This is a genomic window from Leifsonia aquatica, assembly GCF_014190775.1.
Lineage (GTDB): Bacteria > Actinomycetota > Actinomycetes > Actinomycetales > Microbacteriaceae > Leifsonia > Leifsonia aquatica.
The window spans coordinates 49,013-70,806 of the sequence record NZ_JACHVP010000001.1 but is presented as its reverse complement, the minus strand read 5'-3'; the positions used below and the strand labels follow the sequence as shown (position 1 = coordinate 70,806).

At 69.8% G+C, this 21,794-nt stretch carries 21 protein-coding genes and 1 tRNA gene; 4 read left to right on the top strand and 18 right to left on the bottom strand.

The genetic code is table 11. The features are described 5' to 3' along the window. Positions 1–12 precede the first annotated feature (12 nt). The 5 genes from FHX33_RS00330 to FHX33_RS00310 are packed head-to-tail and all read right to left on the bottom strand — an operon-like array spanning position 13 to position 5,943. Positions 13–1,185 (bottom strand): M24 family metallopeptidase, encoded by a 1,173-nt coding sequence (locus FHX33_RS00330; protein ID WP_021759296.1) that lies wholly within the window; start codon positions 1,183–1,185, stop codon positions 13–15. A 35-nt stretch (positions 1,186–1,220) separates the two neighbouring features. Beyond that, complete coding sequence (locus FHX33_RS00325; RefSeq protein ID WP_021759298.1) at positions 1,221–2,138, bottom strand: ABC transporter permease; 918 nt, start codon at positions 2,136–2,138, stop codon at positions 1,221–1,223. Then, a complete protein-coding gene (locus FHX33_RS00320; RefSeq protein ID WP_021759300.1) occupies positions 2,135–3,097 on the bottom strand; it encodes an ABC transporter permease in 963 nt (320 codons plus the stop codon). The genes FHX33_RS00325 and FHX33_RS00320 overlap by 4 nt, the downstream gene beginning before the upstream one ends. 21 nt (positions 3,098–3,118) lie before the next feature. Continuing rightward, the gene (locus FHX33_RS00315) at positions 3,119–4,735 is read right to left on the bottom strand and encodes an ABC transporter substrate-binding protein (RefSeq protein WP_021759302.1); all 1,617 of its coding nucleotides are present in this window, start codon (positions 4,733–4,735) and stop codon (positions 3,119–3,121) included. Next, complete coding sequence (locus FHX33_RS00310; protein WP_021759304.1) at positions 4,735–5,943, bottom strand: dipeptidase; 1,209 nt, start codon at positions 5,941–5,943, stop codon at positions 4,735–4,737. The genes FHX33_RS00315 and FHX33_RS00310 overlap by 1 nt, the downstream gene beginning before the upstream one ends. A gap of 167 nt (positions 5,944–6,110) precedes the next feature. On the opposite strand from FHX33_RS00310, the gene FHX33_RS00305 reads away from it, so the two are divergent. Together FHX33_RS00305 and FHX33_RS22030 are read left to right on the top strand one after the other, a co-directional pair. Next, positions 6,111–7,115: an ABC transporter ATP-binding protein gene (locus tag FHX33_RS00305; protein WP_021759306.1), complete on the top strand. Its 1,005-nt coding sequence runs from the start codon at positions 6,111–6,113 to the stop codon at positions 7,113–7,115. Beyond that, positions 7,102–8,154: an ABC transporter ATP-binding protein gene (locus FHX33_RS22030; protein ID WP_039921365.1), complete on the top strand. Its 1,053-nt coding sequence runs from the start codon at positions 7,102–7,104 to the stop codon at positions 8,152–8,154. The genes FHX33_RS00305 and FHX33_RS22030 overlap by 14 nt, the downstream gene beginning before the upstream one ends. Positions 8,155–8,220: 66 nt before the next feature. Here the strand turns inward: FHX33_RS22030 and FHX33_RS00295 are convergent. The 6 genes from FHX33_RS00295 to topA form a co-directional block, all read right to left on the bottom strand. After that, positions 8,221–8,296 (bottom strand) — tRNA-Thr (locus tag FHX33_RS00295). A 90-nt stretch (positions 8,297–8,386) separates the two neighbouring features. Beyond that, the gene (locus FHX33_RS00290; RefSeq protein WP_021759310.1) at positions 8,387–9,058 is read right to left on the bottom strand and encodes a TetR family transcriptional regulator; all 672 of its coding nucleotides are present in this window, start codon (positions 9,056–9,058) and stop codon (positions 8,387–8,389) included. 93 nt (positions 9,059–9,151) lie between these two features. Next, positions 9,152–10,720: an alpha/beta hydrolase gene (locus FHX33_RS00285; RefSeq protein WP_021759312.1), complete on the bottom strand. Its 1,569-nt coding sequence runs from the start codon at positions 10,718–10,720 to the stop codon at positions 9,152–9,154. After that, positions 10,717–11,883: a DNA polymerase III subunit delta' gene (locus FHX33_RS00280; protein ID WP_183428037.1), complete on the bottom strand. Its 1,167-nt coding sequence runs from the start codon at positions 11,881–11,883 to the stop codon at positions 10,717–10,719. Before FHX33_RS00280 ends, FHX33_RS00285 begins: the two co-directional genes overlap by 4 nt. Positions 11,884–11,921: 38 nt before the next feature. Further along, the gene (gene tmk, locus FHX33_RS00275) at positions 11,922–12,539 is read right to left on the bottom strand and encodes a dTMP kinase (protein ID WP_021758053.1); all 618 of its coding nucleotides are present in this window, start codon (positions 12,537–12,539) and stop codon (positions 11,922–11,924) included. Continuing rightward, positions 12,536–15,325 (bottom strand): type I DNA topoisomerase, encoded by a 2,790-nt coding sequence (topA, locus tag FHX33_RS00270; RefSeq protein WP_021758054.1) that lies wholly within the window; start codon positions 15,323–15,325, stop codon positions 12,536–12,538. The genes tmk and topA overlap by 4 nt, the downstream gene beginning before the upstream one ends. Positions 15,326–15,571: 246 nt before the next feature. On the opposite strand from topA, the gene FHX33_RS00265 reads away from it, so the two are divergent. Continuing rightward, positions 15,572–15,823 carry a hypothetical protein gene (locus tag FHX33_RS00265; RefSeq protein ID WP_021758055.1) on the top strand — a complete coding sequence of 84 codons (252 nt, stop codon included), beginning with the start codon at positions 15,572–15,574 and terminating at the stop codon, positions 15,821–15,823. On the opposite strand, the gene FHX33_RS00260 is transcribed toward FHX33_RS00265, so the two are convergent. The 5 genes from FHX33_RS00260 to FHX33_RS00240 form a co-directional block, all read right to left on the bottom strand. Next, positions 15,799–16,188 carry an Rv3654c family TadE-like protein gene (locus tag FHX33_RS00260; RefSeq protein ID WP_021758056.1) on the bottom strand — a complete coding sequence of 130 codons (390 nt, stop codon included), beginning with the start codon at positions 16,186–16,188 and terminating at the stop codon, positions 15,799–15,801. The two genes, FHX33_RS00265 and FHX33_RS00260, sit on opposite strands and share 25 nt — an antisense overlap. After that, positions 16,188–16,529: a TadE family type IV pilus minor pilin gene (locus FHX33_RS00255; RefSeq protein WP_021758057.1), complete on the bottom strand. Its 342-nt coding sequence runs from the start codon at positions 16,527–16,529 to the stop codon at positions 16,188–16,190. The genes FHX33_RS00260 and FHX33_RS00255 overlap by 1 nt, the downstream gene beginning before the upstream one ends. A gap of 16 nt (positions 16,530–16,545) precedes the next feature. Beyond that, positions 16,546–16,737 carry a DUF4244 domain-containing protein gene (locus FHX33_RS00250; RefSeq protein ID WP_051336898.1) on the bottom strand — a complete coding sequence of 64 codons (192 nt, stop codon included), beginning with the start codon at positions 16,735–16,737 and terminating at the stop codon, positions 16,546–16,548. 114 nt (positions 16,738–16,851) lie between these two features. Beyond that, complete coding sequence (locus FHX33_RS00245; protein WP_183428036.1) at positions 16,852–17,772, bottom strand: type II secretion system F family protein; 921 nt, start codon at positions 17,770–17,772, stop codon at positions 16,852–16,854. After that, a complete protein-coding gene (locus FHX33_RS00240; protein WP_021765349.1) occupies positions 17,769–18,773 on the bottom strand; it encodes a TadA family conjugal transfer-associated ATPase in 1,005 nt (334 codons plus the stop codon). Before FHX33_RS00240 ends, FHX33_RS00245 begins: the two co-directional genes overlap by 4 nt. Positions 18,774–19,111: 338 nt before the next feature. On the opposite strand from FHX33_RS00240, the gene acs reads away from it, so the two are divergent. Then, entirely contained in the window at positions 19,112–21,061 is a 1,950-nt protein-coding gene (acs, locus tag FHX33_RS00235) for an acetate--CoA ligase (RefSeq protein WP_021765348.1), read from the top strand. Positions 21,062–21,120: 59 nt separating this feature from the next. Here the strand turns inward: acs and FHX33_RS00230 are convergent, their stop codons facing one another. Both FHX33_RS00230 and FHX33_RS00225 read right to left on the bottom strand, forming a co-directional pair. Next, positions 21,121–21,591, bottom strand: coding sequence for a RidA family protein (locus tag FHX33_RS00230; protein ID WP_021765347.1), 471 nt, complete (start codon positions 21,589–21,591; stop codon positions 21,121–21,123). Further along, on the bottom strand, positions 21,591–21,758 hold the full coding sequence (locus FHX33_RS00225) for a Sp36 family protein (RefSeq protein WP_021765346.1): 168 nt from the start codon (positions 21,756–21,758) through the stop codon (positions 21,591–21,593). The genes FHX33_RS00230 and FHX33_RS00225 overlap by 1 nt, the downstream gene beginning before the upstream one ends. Positions 21,759–21,794: the final 36 nt, after the last annotated feature.

The following is a 21,794-nucleotide window of genomic DNA, read 5'->3' as shown; positions in this document are numbered from 1 at the left end:
TGGGTCCTTTCTTCAGAGTGCGATGGTGCAGGAATCGAGATCGCGGGGGAACGCGGTGAGCGAACGCGAGCCGTCCGCCGTCACCAGCATGCTGTCCGAGATGCGGTAGCCGGCGTGGCCCGGGATGTAGATCCCCGGCTCGTTCGAGACGATCATCCCCGCCTCGAGCGGGGTCTCGTCGCCGTCCTCGAGCCACGGCGGCTCGTGCATCCCGAGGCCGATGCCGTGGCCCTGGCGGTGCCGCAGGTACTCCCCGAGGCCGGCGTCGCGGATCACGTCGAGGCAGTTGCGGTTGGCGTTCCGGCACTCGCGGCCCGGGCGGATGGCGCGGCCGCCGACCTCCTGCGCGAGCCGCACGGCGTCGTGGTACCGGCGCTGCTCCGTGCTCGGCTCGCCGAGCACGAACGTGCGCTCGCCCTCCACGAAGCGGCCGCCGACGGCGCAGCCGAGGGAGAGCATGAACGTGTCGCCTGCCTGCAGCCGGTACCCGGAGGGCAGGCCGTGCGGGTAGGCGGAGTTGGCGCCCGCGTAGACCAGGCCGCCCGCAAGCGGCGAGACGACGATCACATCGTCGTGCTCGGCGTACATCGTGGAGACGCCGACCCCGCCGACGTGCGAGGCCAGTTCGGCCTCCGTCGGCAGGGCCGCGCCCGCCGTGATGCTCTCGCGCACCAGGGCGACGCCCGCTTCGAGCATGAGGTCGGTGATCCGCGCTGCCTCCGCATGCAGCGCGACCTCCTCAGGAAGCTTGATATAGCGGGCGACGGTCACGATCGGGGTGGGGACGGCCTCCCCCACGCTCAGTTCGGCGAAGGCGGCGTGCTGGCGCTCCCAGGTCATGCCGGTCGAGTAGCCGACGCGGCCGGCGCGGCCCACCCGGGAGGCGAGGGCGCGGAAGGGAGGCACGACGCCCGGGAACTCGGCGTACGAGACGATCTCGGCGCGGGCCTCCTGGCGCTCGGCGTTCTCACGCTCCAGTTCGGGCACGAGCAGCACGGCGCCGCCGTCGGCGCCGAGCCACACGGCGACCGGCCGCTCGCAGGGATGGTGGAAGAAGCCGGTGAGGTACGCGACGTCCTCGGGCGCGTCGGTCAGCAGCGCGTCGAGTCCGGCGGAGCGCATGCGCTCGCGCACGCGCTCCTGCAGCCGGTCGAGCGCGTCGGCGCTCAGGCGGGTGGTGAACACGGTCCTCCTTCGGATCGTCGGGTCGGTGCGGCGGGTCAGCGGCGACGCGACCGCGGGTTGCGAGCGTCGTTGTAGGCGATCGACAGCAGCGTCGCCGAGAGCACGAGCAGCAGGATGGCGATGGAGGGGAACAGGGTCAGCCACCAGGCGCTCGACATGGCGCCCGACTGCTGGGCCTCGTAGAGGATGCGGCCCCACGACCAGACGTTCGGGTCGCCGAGGCCGAGGAAGGCGAGGCCTGCGGCCGACAGGACGGCACGGGAGGCCGTGACCACGACCGAGACGACGATGACGGGGGTGACCGCGGGGACGACGTGCCGGACGATGATCCACAGCGGCGACGTCGTCATCAGACGGGCGGCGTCGACGTACGGCAGGCGCACCACGGTGAGGGCTTGCGAGCGCACCAGGCGCGTGACCTCCGGCCACGAGAACGCGGCGACCACGAGGATGATGGTGCCCGTGCTCGGGCCGACGAGGGCGGCGATGAGGATCATCAGCGGCAGCACCGGGAGCGACAGGGTGAGGTCGACCAGCACACTGATGAATCCATCCAGTCGCTGGAAGTAGGCGCCGACCACGGCGATCAGCGTGCCGACCACGATGGCGATAGCGGAGGCGGCGACGGCCACCAGGATGCTCTGCTGCGAGCCCCAGACCACCTCGCCGAACACGTCGCGGCCGAGGCTGTCGGTGCCGAACCAGTGCGCGAGGCTCGGGGCCGCGAGCACGGGGTCGCCGTAGCTCGGCGGGTAGGGGGCGATCAGCGGGGCGCCGATCGCGACGATGGTGAGCAGGATGAGCACGCCGAGGGCCAGCATCCCGAGCGGCTCCCGGCGGAACGCCTTCCAGGTCTGGGCGCTCGCGCGGCCGTTGCCGAGGGCGACGGGTTCGAGCCCGACCGCCTCCTCGGTGACGGTCGCCGCGTTCTGGACGGTCGCGTCGGTCGTCATGCCTTCTTCACTCTCGGGTCGAGGAAACCGTAGACGGTGTCCGTGATCATGTTCGCGACCACGACCGTGATCGCGAGCATCAGGAACGCGCCCTGGAGGACGGGGAAGTCGAGCTGGGTGACGGCCTCGTAGATGCCACGGCCGATGCCGGGGTAGGCGAACACGGTCTCGGTGAGCACCGCCCCGCCGACGAGGAAGCCGAGCTGGAGGCCGATGAGCGTGGTGGTCGGCAGCAGTGCGTTGCGCAGGGCGTGCTTCCACAGCACCCGGCGGTAGGGCAGGCCGTTCGCCCGGGCCAGCGTCGTGTAGTCCTCCCCCAGCGCGTCGATGAGCGTCGAGCGCATCGTGAGCACGTACGAGCCGAGCTGCACGAGCATGAGCGAGAGCGCCGGCAGGATCAGGTGCGTCGCGACGCTCCCGTACCAGGCGAGCCCGTAGGCGTCCTGGTCGTACGCCCCGCCGATCGGCAGCCAGCCGAGCATCAGGCCGAAGACGAAGAGCAGCAGCACGCCGATGCTCGGGACGAAGATGGACTGGCCGGTCACGCCGACGATCTGCACGAGCCGGTCCAGGAACCGCCCGCGGTGGGAGGCGGCCAGCACCCCGAGCGGGATGCCGACCACCACCGTGGCCACGAGCGCCGTGCCGGTGAGCAGCAGCGTCCAAGGGAGGCGCTGCATCAGCACGTCCAGCACCGGGATGGACTGCGTGAACGACACCCCGAGGTTGCCCTGGACGAGCTGCCACAGGTAGATGCCGTACTGCACGATCATCGGCTGATCGAGGCCGTACTGCTGAAGCAGGGCGGCCCGCGCATCCTCGGTCATGTTCGGGCTGGCGACGGCCAGCGCCGGGTCTCCGGGCAGCAGGCGCAGCAGGAGGAACGTCACGGTCACGGCGAACCAGATCGTGAGCAGACCCCGGCCGAGCCGTGGGAGGAGGAACAGGAACCGGGACACGCGGGTCTCCCTGCTTTCGATTTACTTGCCGGCCGGGTGCGCGCTGGCCAGCGACACCGGGTTGACGATGGAGAGCAGCTCGCTGGGCTTCGAGACGAACCCGGTCCACTTCGAGCTGTGGGCGAAGTACAGGTTCTGCGTGTACATGATGTTGTCGTACACGTTGTCCCGCACGATCTTCGCGGCCTCGCGCATCAGCTTCACCTTGTCGTCCTTGTCGGTCGTCGCGGTGCCCTGGGCGATCAGGTCGTTGAGCTTCGCGTCGTCGACGTAGGTGTAGTTGATGGCGCCGCCGGGCAGGTACGCCAGCGTCATGTTCGTCACCGGGTCGTCCATGATGGCGAAGTTGCCGGCGTAGATGTCGAAGTCGCCCTTGTTGGTCATCGCGAGGTACGTGTTGCGCTCGGTGCCCTGCAGCTCGATCGCGATGCCCGCCTTCGCCGCGCTGTCCTTCACCAGGGTCGCCCACTGGCTGGTGACGCTGTCCTGCAGCGAGTAGATGAGGCGGAACTTCAGCGGGAACATGCCGTCGGAGCCGGCGGTGTAGCCCGCCTTCTCCATCAGCTTCCGCGACTCGTCGGTGTCGAACGCGTACTCCTTGATCGACTTGTCGTAGTAGTCCTTCAGCACCGGCATCAGCGGGCTGGAGCCGGTCGAGACGGCCTGACCCTGCAGCACGACCTTGCGGATGGCGTCGTAGTCGACGGCGTGCGCGAGCGCCTGCCGCACCTCGACCTTGGCCAGGTCCGGGTTGTTCATGTTGTAGGTCATGTGCGCGTAGCCGAGGCCGACGGCCTCCTCGACGGCGATGCCGCTCGTCGCCTTCAGCTTGGCGACCTGCGCCGGCGGGAGGGCGTTGGCGATCACGTCGACCTCGCCGCTCTGCAGCGCGAGGATCTCGGTGTTGATGTCCGGGAACACGCGGTAGACGACCGAGGCGGAGAGGGGGGTGCCGCCCTCGACCAGCGGGTAGTCCTCCACGCGCTCCAGCGTGTAGCTCTGCCCGATCTGCACCTTGGTCAGCTTGTACGGTCCGGCGCTGACCCAGCCGCCGTCGCTGCCGTCGTTCGGGAACGTCGCCACCGACTCCGCCTTCTCGAAGACGTGCTTCGGGACGATGTTGCCCCAGAAGCCGATCTCCTCGACGATCGACGAGTCCGGCTTGGTGAGGGTGAACTCGACCCGCGTCTTCGAGACGGCCTTCGCTGTGTCCAGGTTGGTGAGCTGGCCGTAGAAGGTGCCGGAGGGCTTGTCCTTCTTGACCGCGTTCATCGTCCAGGCCACGTCCTCGGCGGTCAGCGGCTCGCCGTCGCTCCACTTCAGGTCGTCGCGGATCTCGTAGAAGCCGGTGGTGTCGTCCACGTAGCCCCACTTGGTCGCGACCTGCGGCTCCTTCGAGCCGTCGTTCGCGATGCTCAGGAGGTGCGGGTACATGAGGTTCGTGATCCAGTAGTCGCTGCGGCTGTTGCCGACGAGCGGGTTGTAGTTCACGACGTCGGTGGTGGTGGCCACCGAGAGCGTCTGCGATCCGGCCGTCGCCGTGGAGGCGGCGGGCGGGGCGCTCGGGGCGCAGGCGCTCAGGGCGAGCGCCGACGCGGCGAGCACCGCAGCGGCGAGTGCGATCTTCCGTGGGCGCATCAGACCCACACCTCCTTCAGGACCCGCAGAGTGTTGCCACCCACGACGGCGCGGATCTCGTCGTCGGAGTAGTCGTGCTTCACCAGCCAGCCGATGATGTTGTAGAACTCCTCGGCCGGGTTCTCGAGGCCGTCGACGTACTCGACCTTCTCGTAGTCGACCGTCCCGTGCGCCTGCCCGAGGGACAGGTTGGACGAGAAGGCGTCGTGCAGCCCGACGTGGTCGCCGAAGAGCGTGTCGGGGCCGAAGCTGACGTGCTCGAGGCCGACCAGGTCGACGCAGTACTGGAAGTGGTCCATCACCGACTCCAGCGAGTGGCGCGGGTGCGACGGGGACAGCGTGGTGTGCGGCGCCGCCTCGATGCCGATCACGCCGCCGCGCTTCGCGCACTCGATGATCGTCTCGTCCGTCTTCATGCGGTTCGTCGGCCAGAGGCCGCGGGCTCCCGCGTGGGTGATGAAGGTCGGCTTGGTCGACGCCTTGATCGCGTCCACCGCGGTGCGGTCACCCGAGTGCGAGACGTCGATCGCGATGCCGAGCTTGTTCATCCGCTCGACCGCGCGCTCGCCGAAGTAGGTGAGGCCGCCGTCGCCGCGCTCCTTGAGGCCGGAGCCGAGGGTGTTGGCCTCCGAGTAGGCGATGCCCATCTGGCGCACGCCGAAGCCGTAGAGCACGTCGAGCCGGTCGACCTCGTTCTCGATCATCGTGGAGGCCTCGAGCGCGAAGACGTGGGCGATGCGGCCGGTCGCGGCCGCGTACTCGATGTCCTTGATCGTCTCGCCCTTGATGACGAAGTCCTGGTGCGCGAGGTCGGCCATGCGCACGCCGAGGTCGAACAGCACGTCCTGGTACTTCCAGCCGGCGTCGCTCGAGATGCAGCAGGTGCCGTCCATCCCGTTGTCGAAGACGGCCGTGATGCCCGAGCGGCTGAGGCCCTCGTAGCCGGTTGGTTCGCGGCCCTGGCGGATGTGGTCGCGGAGCTGGGTCATGTCCTCGGGGAAGACCTGCACGTGGTCGTGCAGCGAGATCACGGTGGACTCGGTCAGCAGGCGCGTGGTGCGCTCCGCCTGGGCGTCGCTGAGGCCGAGTCCGGCGTAGGCGGGCACGCGGCCGATCTGCTGGGCGTAGCGGAACTCCCGGTAGTCCTTGCCGGCCTCGAGGTAGTCGTAGGCCGTGTAGCCGGTGTAGCGCGGGGAGGGGTCGAGCACGCTTTCTCCTTCGTTCCTGGTGAGGTGTTGGTCGCGGTGCGCACCTGGCGCAGTAGGACACAATCTCGCCGATATCCGGCATCTGTGTCAACACGAGTTTGAAAATTCGGCAAATCTGTTTCTCAATTGAAACATTCCGGAAATCACTCACATGCAAGGATGTCAGCGTGGACACTACGAATCCCTCCGGCGACGAGGTGTTGCGGGTACGCAACCTCTCCGTCGCGTTCACCGGCTCCGGGCCGGACATCCCGGCCGTGCGCGAGGTGGACATCAGCGTCGGCCGCGGCGAGTTCGTCGCGCTGCTCGGCGAGTCCGGCTCCGGCAAGTCCGTGACCGCCCGCGCGATCATGGGCCTCGGCGACGAGTACTCCCGCGTCAGCGCCGACGAGCTGCGGCTCGGCGACATCGACCTCCTCACCCTGAACGAGGAGGGCCGGCGGCGGCTCCGCGGCGAGCGCATCGCCCTCGTGCTGCAGGACGCCCTCTCGGCCCTGAACCCCGTGATGACCATCGGGGATCAGATCGGCGAGCTGTTCCGCGTGCACCGACGGGCCAGTCGCCGGCAGGCTCGCGCCCGCGCGATCGATCTGCTCGGCCTCGTCGGCATCCCCGCGCCCTCCCGTCGCGTCGACGACTACCCGCACCAGTTCTCCGGCGGCATGCGGCAGCGCATCCTGATCGCCATGGCGATCGCGCTCGACCCCGAGCTTCTGATCGCCGACGAGCCGACCACCGCTCTCGACGTGACGGTGCAGGCGCAGATCCTCGACCTGCTCGGTTCGCTGCGCGACCAGCTCGGGATGGGCATCCTGCTCATCACCCACGACCTCGGTGTCGTCATGGAGGTCGCCGATCACGTCTCCGTCATGTACGCCGGGCGGATCGTCGAGAGCGGCAGCGCCGACACCGTCTTCGCGCACCCCGCCCATCCCTACACCGAGGCGCTGCTGCGATCCGTGCCGCAGGCCGCCCAGCGCGGCTCCGATCTGCTCACGATCCCCGGCTCTCCGCCCAGCCCCGCGCGGGTGCCGCGCGGCTGCTCGTTCCACCCGCGCTGCCACCTCGCGGTGGACGCCTGCGCGACCACCCGGCCTCCGCTCGTCGAGGTCGCCATCGGCCGGCGCGCCGCCTGCCTCCGATCCGAGGAGCTCATCGGTGAACTCGTCTGACCCCCGCCCCGCCGCCGTGCTCCCCCGCCCGGAGGGTGACACCCGCGAGATCGTGCTCGGGGCCTCCGGCCTCGCGCGCCGCTTCCCCACCGGCTCGCGCCTCCGCCCCGCCACCGTCTCCGCCGTGGACGGCGTCAGCCTCGAGCTGCACGCCGGTGAGGTGCTCGGCATCGTGGGCGAGTCCGGGTGCGGCAAGTCCACCCTGGCGCGCATGCTCGTCGGACTGGAACGCCCCGACGACGGGACGCTCACCTACCGTGGTCGCGACGTCGGCCGCGGCCGGCTGAGCGACCGCAAGCACCTGCGTCAGGGCGTGCAGATGATCTTCCAGGACCCGTACGCCTCCCTCGACCCGCGCATGACCGTGCTCGACATCGTCACCGAGCCCATCGCCGCCGCCCACGCCATGAACAGGGCCGATCGGCGCGCCCGCGCTGTCGAGCTCCTGGAGCTCGTCGGCCTGGGCGAGGACATGCTCGGCCGGTTCGCCCACCAGTTCTCCGGCGGCCAGCGGCAGCGCATCGGCATCGCGCGGGCGCTCGCGCTCGACCCGGATGTGCTCGTCTGCGACGAGCCCGTCTCCGCCCTGGACGTCTCCGTGCAGGCCCAGGTCATCAACCTCCTCGGCGACATCCGCCGCCGCCTCGGCGTCTCGATCGTCTTCATCGCCCACGACCTCTCGGTCGTCCGCCACATCGCCGACCGCGTCGCCGTCATGTACCTCGGCCGCATCGCCGAGATCGGCGACACCGACGCGATCTACGACCGCCCCTCCCACCCGTACACGCAGGCCCTGCTGTCGGCGACCCCGACGGCGACTCGGGAGGGGCGCGGCCGCCTGTCGCAGCGGCGCATCCTCGGCGGCGAGCCCCCATCGCCCGTCGACCCGCCCGCCGGTTGCCGCTTCAATCCGCGCTGCTGGATGGCCACCGACGAGTGCCGCGAGATCGTCCCGCCGCTGCACGCCCTCTCGGGCCCCGGCATCCCCCTGCGCGACGTGGCATGCCACCACGCCGAGGAGGCCGTGCTGGCGGGGTAGCCCTCGGTCCCTCACCAGGAAAAAGCCGAACGGCCCGCGGATACCCGCGGGCCGTTCGTGTTTCTGTGGAGCCGCCCAAGGGAATCGAACCCTTGACCTTCTCATTACGAGTGAGATGCTCTGCCGACTGAGCTAGGGCGGCGTGGGCCGGGCTTCCGCTCGGCGCACAGTCAGATAGCTTACCCGATCCGGCGGGGTGTTCACGACCACCCGGGAGGCTCGGACGGACGAGTCAGTGCACCTGCGAGCCGAGTGCCTGCAGCTGGTCGAAGGAGCTGCGGAGGCGGTCGGCGAGCGGCTCGACGCCGCCGTGGTCGGCCCAGCACGACCAGGCGTGGCGCATGCCGGCGAACGCGACGTAGGTGACGAGGCGGGCGCGCTGATGCAGCGCCTCCGCGTCTTCCGCGAGAGCCGGGTCGTCGTGAGCGAGGCGGCGCTGCACGACCGCGCTCAGCGCATCCTCGAACTTGTGCATGCTCGCCATCCGCTGCGCGAAGAGTTCGGGGTTGTCCTTGAGGAGGGCCCGGCGGAGGGTGTGCATCTCCTGCAGGCTCGCCGCCGTCTCGCCGGGCGCGGAGAGGGCGGGCTCGCCGAGGTCGCCGCCGTCGATCGCCGCGATCAGGAGGAGGCTCATCCCGTGCAGGATGGGCTCCTCCGGACCGGCCGCGATGAACCGCTCGATGTCGTCCTCGTTCGGGAGCTCGGGAAGCTCCCCGATGATCGCGGTCTCCTTGGAGGGGAAGTAGTTGAAGAACGTGCGCGGCGAGACGTTCGCGGCGTGGCTGATCTCGTCGATGGTGACCCGGTCGAAACCGCGCTCGCTGGTCAGGGTGAGCGCGGCGAGCTGGATGGCGCGCCGGGTGGCGATCCGCTTCCGCTCGCGCAGGCCGAGTTCGGTATCCACCGCTGAATCAGGTGCCACAGTCACACGCAGATTATTTCATCCTCTGCAAAATTGCACCACTCGACCGACCGAGTGTGACGTCGCGCCGATCGGTCAGCACGTCTTGCCGTCGGCGGGCAGCGTCCCCTTCACGAGGAAGTCGTCGACGGTGGAGTTCACGCACGAGTTCGACTTGTTGTACGCCGTGTGACCCTCGCCCTTGTAGGTGAGGAGGTGGCCGTTCTCCAGCTCGCCCGCGAGGTTCTTCGCCCACACGTACGGGGTCGCGGGGTCGTTGGTGGTGCCCACGACCAGGATGGGCGCGGACCCCGCCGCGGCGATCGGGCCGCGCTTCACGGTCGTCTTGTACGGCCAGGTCGCGCAACCGATGTCGCCGTACGCCATGTACGGGCCGATCACGGGCGCGTCCTTGGCGAGCTCGGCCGCCTGCGCACGCATCGTGGCCGGGTCGGCGTCGTACGAGTAGTCCAGGCAGTTGATCGCCATGAAGGCCTCGGTCGAGTTGTCCGAATAGGTGCCGTCGCTGTCCCGGCTGTTGTACGCGTCGGCCAGGGTGAAGGCGACGGAAGCGCTCCCCCGCATGACCGACTCGAACATCTGGCTGAGGTACGACCACGCCGTCGCGTCGTACAGCGGGTAGATGATCGCCGTCACGAGAGTGTTCGCGCCGAGCTCACGACCGTCCGCGTTGCGGATGGGGCTCTTCTCGACGGAGGCCAGGAGCGCGGCGATGGTCTTCATCCCCTGATCCACGGTCCCGTCGAACGGGCAGTCCTTCTGGGTGAGGCAGTCGGTCAGGTACGCCCGCAGCGCGCTCTCGAAGCCCTGCGCCTGCACCTTCGTCACATCGAAGTTGCTGGCCGCGGGATCGAGGGCGCCATCGAGCACGAGCCGACCGGTCTTGCCCGGGTACAGGTCGGCGTAGACCGCACCGAGATAGGTGCCGTAGGAGTAGCCCAGGTAGTTCAGCTTCGTGTCGCCGAGCACGGCGCGCAGGAGGTCGAGGTCGCGGGCGGCGCTCACGGTGTCCACCTCGTCGAGCAATGACCCGGTGTTCTTGGAGCACGCCGCGCCGAACTCGGTCGAAGATGTCGTGTTGGCCGCGATCCATTCGTCGGAACCGCGCACCCCGGGCGTGATGTCGTAGAGGTAGCCGTCCATCTGCTTCGCGTCGTAGCACTTCACCGCGGTGGAGTGCCCGACGCCGCGGGGGTCGAAGCCCACCACGTCGAAGTGGTCCTGCAGCGTGCTGTCGGTCGCGTAGCCGACGCTGTCCTTGACGAAGTCGTAGCCGGAGGCGCCGGGGCCGCCGGGGTTGACCAGCAGGGAGCCCTGCTTGGTGCCCTTGGCCTTCTGCCGGATGAGGGCGAGCTCGATCTCGCCGGCCGACGGGTCATCCCACTTCAGTGGCGCCTTCGCGGTCGTGCACTGCATGCCGCCGGAGCAGCTGGTCCATTTCAACACCTGGCCGTAGAAGGGCTTGAGGGCGGCGGAGACGTCCTCCTGGACCGGGGTGGAGGTCGCCGCCGTCTTCGGCGGGATGAACCAGGTCACGCAGCCGGACAGCGTGAGGGCCGCGATCGCGGCGATCGCGGCGATCGCGACGGACGCCAGTCGCAGAGTGCGGCGCCGGGCGCCGGGACGGGCCGAACGGGTGGTCACAGGTCGGTCCCCTTTCGCGCGGCGGTGCCGCGAAGGATGGTGGTGAGCATCGCCTCCAGCGCGAGCGCCGGCGCGACGTTGCCGTCGATCCGTTCGCGGGCCGCCTGGACCGCGTCCATCGCCGCGAGCGTAGCGGCGGGAGTCGAATGAGCGCTGAGAGCCTGCAGGCGATCCAGCAGCTCGAGGTTCACGAGCTCGCTGGCGCTGCCGAGCTGGAGCATCATCACGTCGCGGTAGAGGGACTGCAGGTCGACGAGGATGCGGTCGATCCCGTCGCGCAGGCTGCGCGTCGCCCGCCGCTTCTGGTCCTCCTCCAGCTGACGCAGCTGGCCGCGCAAGGCCGGCGGCACCGTCCCGCCGGGCTCGACGCCGAGCGAGCGCAGGGCGTGCTCGCGCTCCTCGGCGTCGCGTTCCTCGGTGATCGCCTTCGCGTCGGCGCCGGCGATCTCGAGCAGCGAAGCCGCCGCGAGGACGGCGCCGGAGACGGAGCGGATGCCGAGGGCGAGCGTGAGCGTCTCGGAGCGGCGACGGCGCGCTTCTTCGTTCGTCGCGAGGCGGTGCGCCATGCCGATGTGGCTCTGAGCGTGGCGGGCCGCACGCTCGGCGGTCGCGGCGTCGACGCCGTCCCGGCGTTCGATGAGCGTGGCGACGTCGGCCACGCTGGGCACCTTCAGCCGGACGGTGCGGACGCGCGAGCGGATGGTCGGGAGCAGGTCGGCGTCGCTCGGCGCGCAGAGGATCCAGACCGTCCGCTCCGGCGGCTCCTCCAGCGCCTTCAGCAGGACGTTGGAGGTGCGCTCGCTCATGCGGTCGGCGTCCTCGATGACCATCACCCGGTAGCGGCCCACGGATGGCGCGAACTGGGAGCTCGACACCAGCGTGCGCACCTCGTCGATGGAGATGATGACGCGCTCGGTGCTGAGCACCGCGAGGTCGGGATGCGTCCGCGCTTCGACCTGGCGCCGCGTCGCGAGATCCCCGTCGGGCGTGCCCGGGCTGAGCAGGGCGGTGGCGAAGGCGTAGGCCAGATTGGAGCGCCCCGATCCCGGCGGGCCGGTGATCAGCCAGGAGTGGGTCATGCTGCGGGCGTCGGCCCCGTCGGACGCGGCGCGGACGACCGCGATGGCGTCGTCCTGCCCCGTCAGATCATCCCACACCGCCATGCGTTCCAGGCTAGCGTCCACGGCGGACACCCGCCCGGTCAGACCCGGCCGGCGAGACGCTGACGGATGTCGGCCGCGATCTCGTCGACGGGTCGCGACGCGTCCACGACGAGGAACCGCTCCGGCTCCGCCGCTGCGAGCTCGAGGAAGGCGGCACGCACGCGTGCGTGGAACTCGGAGCGTTCGGCCTCCAGCCGGTCGTACCGGGTGCGGGAGGTGTCGAGGCGGGCACGCGCCGTCGTCTCGTCGAGGTCGAGCAGGATCGTGAGATCCGGCAGCAGACCTTCGGTCGCCCAGAGCGACAGGTCGCGGACCTCGTCGCCGCCCAGGACGCGTCCGGCACCCTGGTAGGCGACGGAGGAGTCGATGTACCGGTCCTGGACGACCACGTCGCCCCGCTCGAGCGCGGGACGGACCAGCGTGGCCACATGGTGCGCGCGGTCGGCCGCGTAGAGCAGAGCCTCCGCACGCGGGGCGATGTCGCCGCGGTGGTGGAGGACGATCTCGCGGATCTCGACCCCGGCGTCCGTGCCGCCGGGCTCGCGGGTGCGCACGACCGTGCGCCCCTCCGATTGCAGCCACTCCGTCAGGAGCGCGGCCTGCGTGGACTTGCCGACCCCGTCCCCGCCTTCGAGCGTGATGAAGAGCCCGCTCACTCGGCCGCCGGCTTCGCCGCGGGGGCCTTCTTGGCGGCCGTGGTGGTCTTCTTCGCCGTGGTCGTGGCCTTCTTGGCCGCCGTGGTCTTCGCCGGCGCCTTGCGCGTGGTCGTCTTTTTCGCGGGGGCCTTCTTGGCGGGGCCCTTGGCGCGCTTGTCGGCGAGCAGCTGCACGGCGCGCTCGAAGTCGACTTCCTCGACCGTCTCGCCGCGCGGGATGGTCGCGTTCGTCTCGCCGTCGGTCACGTACGGGCCGAACCGGCCGTCCTTGACCTTGATCGGCTTGCCGCTGACCGGGTCGGCGTCGAACTCCTTGAGAGCGCTGGAGGCCCGGCGGTTGCCGTACTTGGGCTGCGCGAAGAGCTCCTGCGCACCGGCGAGGTCGATCGTGAAGATGTCGTCCTCGCTGGTGAGCGACCGGGTGTCCGTGCCCTTCTTCAGGTACGGACCGTAGCGGCCGTTGGCCGCCTGGATCTCGTCGCCGCTGTCGGGGTCCGTCCCGACCACCCGGGGGAGGTCGAGCAGCTTGAGCGCCGTCTCGAGGTCGAGGGTCGCGATGTCCATCGACTTGAAGAGGGAGGCGGTGCGCGGCTTGGGAGCCGATGCCTTCTTCGCCGGCTTCTTCTTCTCGACGACCTCACCGGTCTTCGCGTCGGCCTGCGGGTCCTCTTCGGGATCGGCCTCGGTCACGTAGGGACCGAATCGGCCGTCCTTCGCGAGCACGATCTTGCCGGTCTCGGGGTTGGAGCCGAGCACACGGTCGGTCTGCACCGGGGCGTCGATCAGCTCGTGGGCTTTGGCCGGGGTGAGCTCGTCCGGGGCGAGCTCCGGCGGGAGGTTCACGCGCCGGGGAGTCGCATCCTCGGCCGCGTCGGGCTCCGCCACCTCGAGGTAGGGACCGTACTTGCCGATGCGCAGGGTCACGCCGTCGTCGATGGCGATCGAGTTGATGCTGCGCGCGTCGATCTCGCCGAGGTTGTCGATCACCCGGCGCAGGCCCTTGTGCTTGTCGCTGCCGAAGTAGAAGCTGTTCAGCCAGTCGACCCGCTCGGCGGCGCCGTCGGCGATCCGGTCGAGGTCGTCCTCCATCTCGGCGGTGAAGTCGTACTGCACCAGGTCGCCGAAGTACTCCTCCAGCAGCCGGACGACCGAGAACGCGACCCAGCTGGGGACGAGCGCCTGGCCGCGCTGAGTGACGTAGCCGCGGTCGATGATGGTGGAGATGATGCTGGCGAACGTGGACGGCCGGCCGATGCCGAGCTCCTCCAGCGTCTTGACCAGGCTCGCCTCGGTGTAGCGCGGCGGCGGCGTGGTCTCGTGGCCGTCGGCCTCCACCTCGGCGACGGCGAGCGTCTGCTTCGGTTCGAGCGGAGGGAGCTTGGCGTCCGCCGCGTCGGAGGAGTTGCGCTCCTCGTCCTTGCCTTCCTCGTACGCGTTGAGGAAGCCGCGGAAGGTGATCACGGTGCCGCTGGCGGTGAACTCTGCGACGGTTCCGTCGAGCGTCCCTTCGGCGATCTTCGCCTCGACGGTGACGGAGGCCGTCTGCCCCTTGGCGTCGGCCATCTGCGAGGCGACGGTGCGCTTCCAGATCAGGTCGTAGAGGCGGAACTCGTTGCCCCGCAGCACCTTCTCGAGCTCGGCCGGGGTGCGGAACACCTCGCCGGAGGGGCGGATGGCCTCGTGGGCCTCCTGAGCGTTCTTGCTCTTCGACGCGTAGGTGCGCGGCTTCTCCGGCACGGTCTCCGGGCCGTAGAGCTTGGCCGCCTGGTTGCGCGCGGCGGTCGTCGCCTGCTGCGACAGCGACGCGGAGTCGGTGCGCATATAGGTGATGTAGCCGTTCTCGTACAGCGTCTGCGCGACGCTCATCGTCTGGCGGGCCGAGAAGCGGAGCTTGCGGGCGGCTTCCTGCTGCATCGTGGAGGTCGTGAACGGCGCGGCCGGCCGGCGCGAGTACGGCTTGGAGTCCACCTTCGAGACGGCCACGACCGTGCTCGGCTGGCGGATCGCCGCGGCGAGCGCCTGCGCGGCGTCCTCGTCGAGTGTGCGGGCGTCGGAGGTGAGGCGGCCGTGGTCGTCGAAGTCGCGGCCGGTCGCCACGCGGGATCCGTCGACCCGGGCGAGGCGGGCCTGGAAGGAGGAGGCGTCCTCCGGGGCGAGCTGGGCGGTCAGGCCCCAGTAGGAGGCGGGGACGAACGCGAGGCGCTCGCGCTCGCGGTCCACGACGAGGCGCGTGGCGGCGGACTGGACGCGGCCGGCGGACAGGCCCGGTCCGACCTTGCGCCAGAGCACCGGCGACACCTCGTAGCCGTACAGACGGTCGAGGATGCGGCGGGTCTCCTGGGCGTCGACGAGCGCCGTGTCGATCTCGCGGGTGTTGTCGCGCGCCTTCTCGATGGCCTCGCGGGTGATCTCGTGGAAGACCATGCGCTTGACCGGGACCTTCGGCTTGAGCACCTCGATGAGGTGCCAGGCGATGGCCTCTCCTTCGCGGTCCTCATCAGTGGCGAGCAAGAGCTCGTCCGCGTTCTTGAGCGCGCGCTTGAGGTCGGCGACGGTCTTCTTCTTCTGGTCGGAGACCACGTAGTACGGCTCGAAGTCCTTCTCGACGTCGACCGAGAACTTCCCGAGCGACCCCTTCTTGAGCTCCGGCGGCAGGTTCTTGGGCTCGATCAGGTCACGGATGTGGCCGACGGAGGCCATCACCTCGTATCCGTCGCCCAGATACTGGGCGATCGACTTCACCTTGTTCGGAGACTCGACGATGACGAGTTTCTTCGTGTCAGGCACCTGACTCCTCTTATATGTACGACGATGTCGCCCCGACCGATGTCGGTAGCACGCTCCCGCGGTTCACCCGCGGAGCCCGGTCCTCGGCGCAAAGCCGGACGAGCGTGGGCCGGACGGCCCAACAGGCAAACCATACACACCTTGCCCGACGGTGTGCCTAATCCGGCCCGCGACGTTCGCTCCGGGCGCAGGCCTCGGGGACTGATGATCTCTTGCGGCGGAGGGTGGGCTGAGGACAATGGAGGTATGGCAACGACATCACTGACGACGTACACCGCCAAGCTGACGGACGGCCCCCTCGAGGGCAAGACGATCACCACCGAGTTCCTCCCCTCCGGCGACCCGCGCCCCCGCCTGGAGATCACCGCCGCCGGCGGCGGAAAGCGCTACCTCTATATCCGTGTCTCCGGTACGGACACCGAGTACGCATCAGCCGATGCGAACGCTGATCGGCCGAGCGCGGTCGGTTACCGCTACCGGGAGACGCTGTTCGACTGATCCGCTCCAGGCGGTCCGGCACGAGCCCGACCGGTGACGCGCAGGCCCCCGGGCAGTGCGACACCGACGCCGACGAGCACGCGGACTCCGTCCGCGACGCACTGATCGAGGACCGCGCCGTTCGCTGCCGCCACCTGAGCCCCGATCACGCACGGCTCCCCGCTCACTCTGCCGACGGCCGCATCCGCGGCAGCGAGGGCGGCCAGGTCGGCAGCCGCGGCCGCTCGTCGTTGCCCGACATGGACGCCGCTCACGACGAGTGTCGCCGCGAGCACCGCAGCGAGCGCCCCGACGATCGCAAGAACCAGCACGCTCGCCCCTCCCTCTTCTCCGCCGGAGTCCCCTCCTCGGTTCGACGCGACCATCACTCGTCTCCTCTGAGCTGAGCCCCCGGCTCCTGAGCGGACTCGTCCAGCGCGCACGCGCGCCCTCTGACGCGCAGGCCCGCGCCGCCGAGCCCCAGGACCGTGGTCGGCGCGGACAGCGTCACGCACACCATCCCCTGCTGCCGCTCGGTCGCCCGCTCCACTCTCGGCACCGCATCCGAGCCGAGGGACCGGGGCTCGTCTCCGCGTCCGAGCATGCGCGCATCGACGGCGGCCGCATCGATCAACTGGAGCTGCTGCCCGCCCGCCTGCACAGCTCCGACACCCACGGCCAGGCAGACGAGCGCCGCGGGGAGGGCAGCGGCGAACTCCGCCGTCACACTCCCGCGGTCGCTCTCAGCCGGCGATGGTGAGCGCACGGTGCACCAGATCCGTGAGTAGTCCCCGGACCTCGTCGCTGCGGAGCACGAGCGCGAGGAGTCCGGCGATACCCACCGCGGCCACGGTGATGATCGCGTACTCCGCCGTCGCAGCTCCCTTCTCATCCTGCAGCGCGTCCCGCACTCGTCCTCGTCCCCATCCGTCCATGTCGATCGCTCCCCCTCTGTTCGGACGCCCGCTCCGTTGGTCGCGGTGCGTGTTTCCATCTTTCGACGCAGGCGGACGCGGTGGCCCGGAAAGGCTGAATCGGTGGAGAACATGTCAGAAGCCCTCGACGGTGGAGGAGATGAGACCGAGCACCATCGGCGCGACGCCCAGAAGAAGGAACGAGGGGAGAACGCACAGCGCGAGCGGTAGAAGGAGCCGGACGCCGAGGTCGGCGGCGGCGCGGCGGCCCGAGGCACGAGCGGAGCGCCGGTGCTGCTCCGCTGCGGACGCGAGCAGCTCGGCCGCGGGGGCACCGGCGCGCTCGGCGAGCTCGAGCACGCCGTCAACCGCGGAGCTCTCGGCCGTCGCCAGCTCGGCCATGCCGAACGTCTCCGCGGCCAGCCGCCGGGACCGCTCGATCGAGAGTCCCGAACTCAGCGCGATCACGATGAGCTCCTCCTCCAGTCCGGGGACCCCACCACGCGGCGTCGATCGCCGCACGAGGGCCGCCGTCCACACCCGGCCAACAACGCCCAGCGCCCCTCCCGCCCCGAGAAGCCCCAGTCCGATGGGTGAGCCGGTCAGCACGCCCAGCACGTCGACGCCCAGGAGCAGGGAGAACCCGAGACCGACGAGCGGGAGCCACCCCACCAGCCGGGCCGTCGAGCGAGGTCCACTGAGGGCGACCTCCACTTCGCGGGCGACCTCTGCTCTGTCGCGCAGGGCCGCCGCTGCTCCGCGCAGTGCCGGGCTCAGCGGCGACCCCGCTGCGACGGCGACACTCCACACGGCTGACAGCGCCGCCACGCCGCCGTCGCGCCCCGGGGCGCCGGCCTCTGCCGTGAGCGCATCCTCGACGGCCGACCCACCCTCGATTCGGGCCGCCACCTGCCGGATGACCGGGTGCAGGCTCGCTCGCCCGACATGCCGCCACGCCGATGACGGCGCGATGCCGGCGTCGAGCAGGACGGCCAGCCCTTCGGCCGCGGACGCGATCCGCTCGGCCTCTTCCTCACTGTCGCGCAGCCGGCTCATTCCCCGCTCCCCGCGGAGGCATCGTCCTCGGTGACCGTCAGCGCACGGACCCCGAGCCGTCCGTCCGCTCCGACGGCCAGTCGCGCGAAGCCGGCGACGCGCCGACTGGTCCCGCTGCGCTCGACGTGGACGACCAGACCGATCGCGCTGACCGCCTGCCGGGCCAGAGCGTGCTCGCTTAGACCTGCGAGCGCACCGAGCGCCTCCAAGCGTGCCGGCACGTCGAGCAGCGAGTTCGCGTGGAGGGTGCCCGCACCGCCGTCGTGCCCCGTGTTGAGCGCAGCCAGGAGGTCTCGAATCTCCTCTCCCCTGCACTCCCCCAGGACCAGACGGTCCGGGCGCATGCGGAGCGCCTCCCGCACAAGACGGCGCAGACCGACGCCGCCCGCGCCTTCCAGGTTCGGCTGCCGCGACTGGAGCCCGACGACATGCGGATGCGGAATGCGCAGCTCCGCGACATCCTCGATCACCACGATGCGCTCGGAGGGCGGCGCATGGGCGAGCACAGCCGCCAGGAGCGTCGTCTTGCCCGCGCCGCCGGCGCCCGTCACGAGGAGGTTGGTGCGGGCGGCGACCGCACGATCGAGCACCGCGCGCTGAGGTGGGCTGAGCGATCCCGCCGCCACGAGATCGGGCAGCGTCAGCACTTCGGGGCTCGGGATGCGGATGGAGAGCAGCGTCCCTCCGGTCGACACGGGCGGCAGCACGGCATGGACGCGCACTCCGCCGCGCAGACGCACGTCGACGAACGGCGTCGCCTCGTCGATGTGCCGCCCGCCCCGGGCGATGAGCTGCACCGCGAGGCGCCGCACCTCCGGTTCGTCCGCCTGCCAGTCGTCGATGCGCTTCAAGCCGCCCGGCCCACCGTCGCTCCACAGTTCGCCCGTCGCGGTGATGAACAGGTCGGTGATGTCGGGACGCAGGAGGTACGGCGTGAGGACGCCGAAGGTCTCCCAGAGCCCCGGATCGGCGTGCGGAGGCCGGCGTGATTCGGTGAACATCCCCCGAGCCAATCCGATGCCGAGAGGTCCGGGCCGCTCGAGCGGCCGATCTGTGGAGAAGCCCGTTTCCCCACAGCGTTGTAGGCGAGCGATGTAACAGATCGTTAAAAAAAGGGGGGCCGCACCTATTGGGGGGAACAGGTGCGGCCACTGCGGCGCAGGATTGGGGGGAATCGTTTGCGCCGCACGCACGAATTTACATTCGGCCGGGTCCAAGTTTACGCAGAATCAATGCAAACGCAAGTCTCCGCGAGGGAGGTCTTCGTGAGGTTGTAGAGTCAGGCATTGTCGCGCCACGACAGAACAATCAGCATCGCAAAGGAGCGAACAGACTCCCCATGAGCAACACAATCGACAACCTGCTCCATGAAGCCCGACGGTTCTCGCCGAGCGAGGAGTTCGCCGCGAATGCCGTGGCGACCGCCGATCTCTACGAACGCGCGTCCGAGGACCGCCTCGGATTCTGGGCCGACCAGTCCCGCGAGCTCCTCCACTGGCACAAGCCGTTCACGCGGACGCTCGACTGGACCAACCCGCCGTTCGCGAAGTGGTTCGACGACGGCGAGCTCAATGTCGCGTACAACTGCCTCGACCGTCACGTGCTCGCCGGCAACGGCGACCGCGTCGCGATCCATTGGGAGGGCGAGCCGGGCGACTCGGTCTCGCTGACCTATGCCGAGCTCACCGCCGAGGTGAAGAAGGCCGCCAACCTGCTGACCAGCCTCGGCATCCAGGCGGGCGACCGCGTGGCCATCTACCTGCCGATGATCCCCGAGGCCGTCATCGCGATGCTCGCCGTGGCGCGCATCGGCGCGGTGCACTCCGTCGTCTTCGGCGGCTTCAGCGCCGAGAGCCTGCGCTCGCGCATCGACGATGCCGAGGCGAAGCTCGTCATCACCGCCGACGGCGGTTGGCGCAAGGGCCGCGTGTTCCCGCTGAAGGACGCGGTGGATGCCGCGCTGACCGGTGCCGAGAGCAGCGTGGAGCACGTGCTCGTCGTCAAGCGCGGCGGCAACGACGTGGCGTGGACCGACGGCCGCGACCTCTGGTGGCAGGACGAGATCGCCCAGGTCGACGCCGATCACGTGGCCAAGGCGTTCCCTGCCGAGCAGCCGCTGTTCATCCTCTACACCTCCGGCACCACCGGCAAGCCGAAGGGCATCCTCCACACCTCCGGCGGCTACCTGACGCAGGCCTCGTTCACCCACAAGAACGTCTTCGACCTGCACGCCGAGAGCGACGTGTACTGGTGCTCGGCCGATGTCGGCTGGATCACCGGCCACAGCTACGTCGTCTACGGTCCCCTCGCCAACGGCGCCACCCAGGTGCTGTACGAGGGCACCCCGGAGACCCCGCATCCCGGCCGCTGGTGGGAGATCATCGAGAAGTACAAGGTCTCGATCTTCTACACCGCCCCGACCGCGATCCGCTCGTTCATGAAGCTCGGTCGCCAGCACCCGCAGCGGTTCGACCTGTCGAGCCTCCGTGTGCTCGGTTCGGTGGGCGAGCCCATCAACCCCGAGGCGTGGATGTGGTACCGGGATGTCATCGGCGGTGGCGGGACTCCCATCGTCGACACCTGGTGGCAGACGGAGACGGGCGCCATCATGATCTCCGCTCTGCCCGGCGTCACCACCCTCAAGCCGGGCAGCGCGCAGGTCCCACTGCCGGGTGTCTCGATCGCCATCCTCGACGAGGCCGGCGTCGAGGTCGGCAAGGATCAGGGCGGCCTCCTCGTGGTCACCGAGCCGTGGCCGAGCATGCTGCGCGGCATCTGGGGCGACCCGGACCGCTTCGTCGAGACCTATTGGTCGAAGTTCGGTGACAAGTACTTCGCCGGTGACGGCGCGCGCTACGACAAGGACGGCGAGATCTGGCTCCTGGGCCGGGTCGACGACGTGATGAACGTCTCCGGTCACCGTCTCTCCACGGCGGAGATCGAGTCGGCGCTCGTCGCCCATCCCCTCACGGCCGAGGCCGCGGTGGTCGGAGCGGAGGACGAGACGACCGGCCAGGCCGTCGTCGCGTTCGTCATCATCAAGGAGAACCAGCTCGAGACCGCGCAGTCGATCGATGTGGCGGCCGAGCTGCGCAAGCACGTGGCTGAGCAGATCGGGGCGATCGCCCGCCCGCGCGACATCTTCGTCGTCACCGAGCTGCCGAAGACGCGGTCCGGGAAGATCATGCGCCGCCTGCTCAAGGACGTCGCCGAGGGCCGGGAGGTCGGCGACACGACGACTCTCGCCGACACCGCGGTGATGAGCTCCATCCAGAGCAAGCTCTCCTAGCCGAATAGACGACGAAGGGGCGGTGCCGTGCGGCACCGCCCCTTCGCGTTGTAGACGCTCTACTCGAACGCGACGACGATCTCGACCTCGACGGGCGAGTCGAGTGGGAGCACCGCGACGCCGACCGCCGACCGGGCGTGGACGCCCGCGTCGCCGAAGATCTCGCCGAGCACCTCGGAGGCGCCGTTGATGACACCGGGCTGACCGGTGAACGCCGGGTCGGAGGCGACGAAGCCGACGACCTTGACGACGCGGGTCACCCGGTCGAGGGAGCCGAGGACGCTCTTGACCGCTGCGAGGGCGTTGAGGGCGCTCGTGCGGGCGTACTCCTTGGCATCGGCGGCCGGGATCAGACCGTGCCCCTCACCGACCTTGCCGGTGGCGGGCAACGCGCCCGACACCATCGGCAGCTGGCCGGACGTGTAGACGTGGTGGCCGTCGATCACGGCGGGCGTGTACGCGGCGACGGGCGGCACGACGCTCGGGATGTCGATCCCGAGCTCGGCCAGGCGCGCCTCGACGGCGCCCATCAGGCGTCCGCCCCGTCGGTCACCGGACGCTTGAGGTAGGCCACCAGACCGCCCTCCGGACCGGTCACCACCTGGACCAACTCCCACCCCTCCGAGCCCCAGTTGTTGAGGATGGCGGCGGTGTTGTGGATCATCAGGGGCGTCGTGAGGTATTCCCAGCGCGGCATCGTGCTCCTTGCGTTCGGGGCGTTTATCAGGTTGAT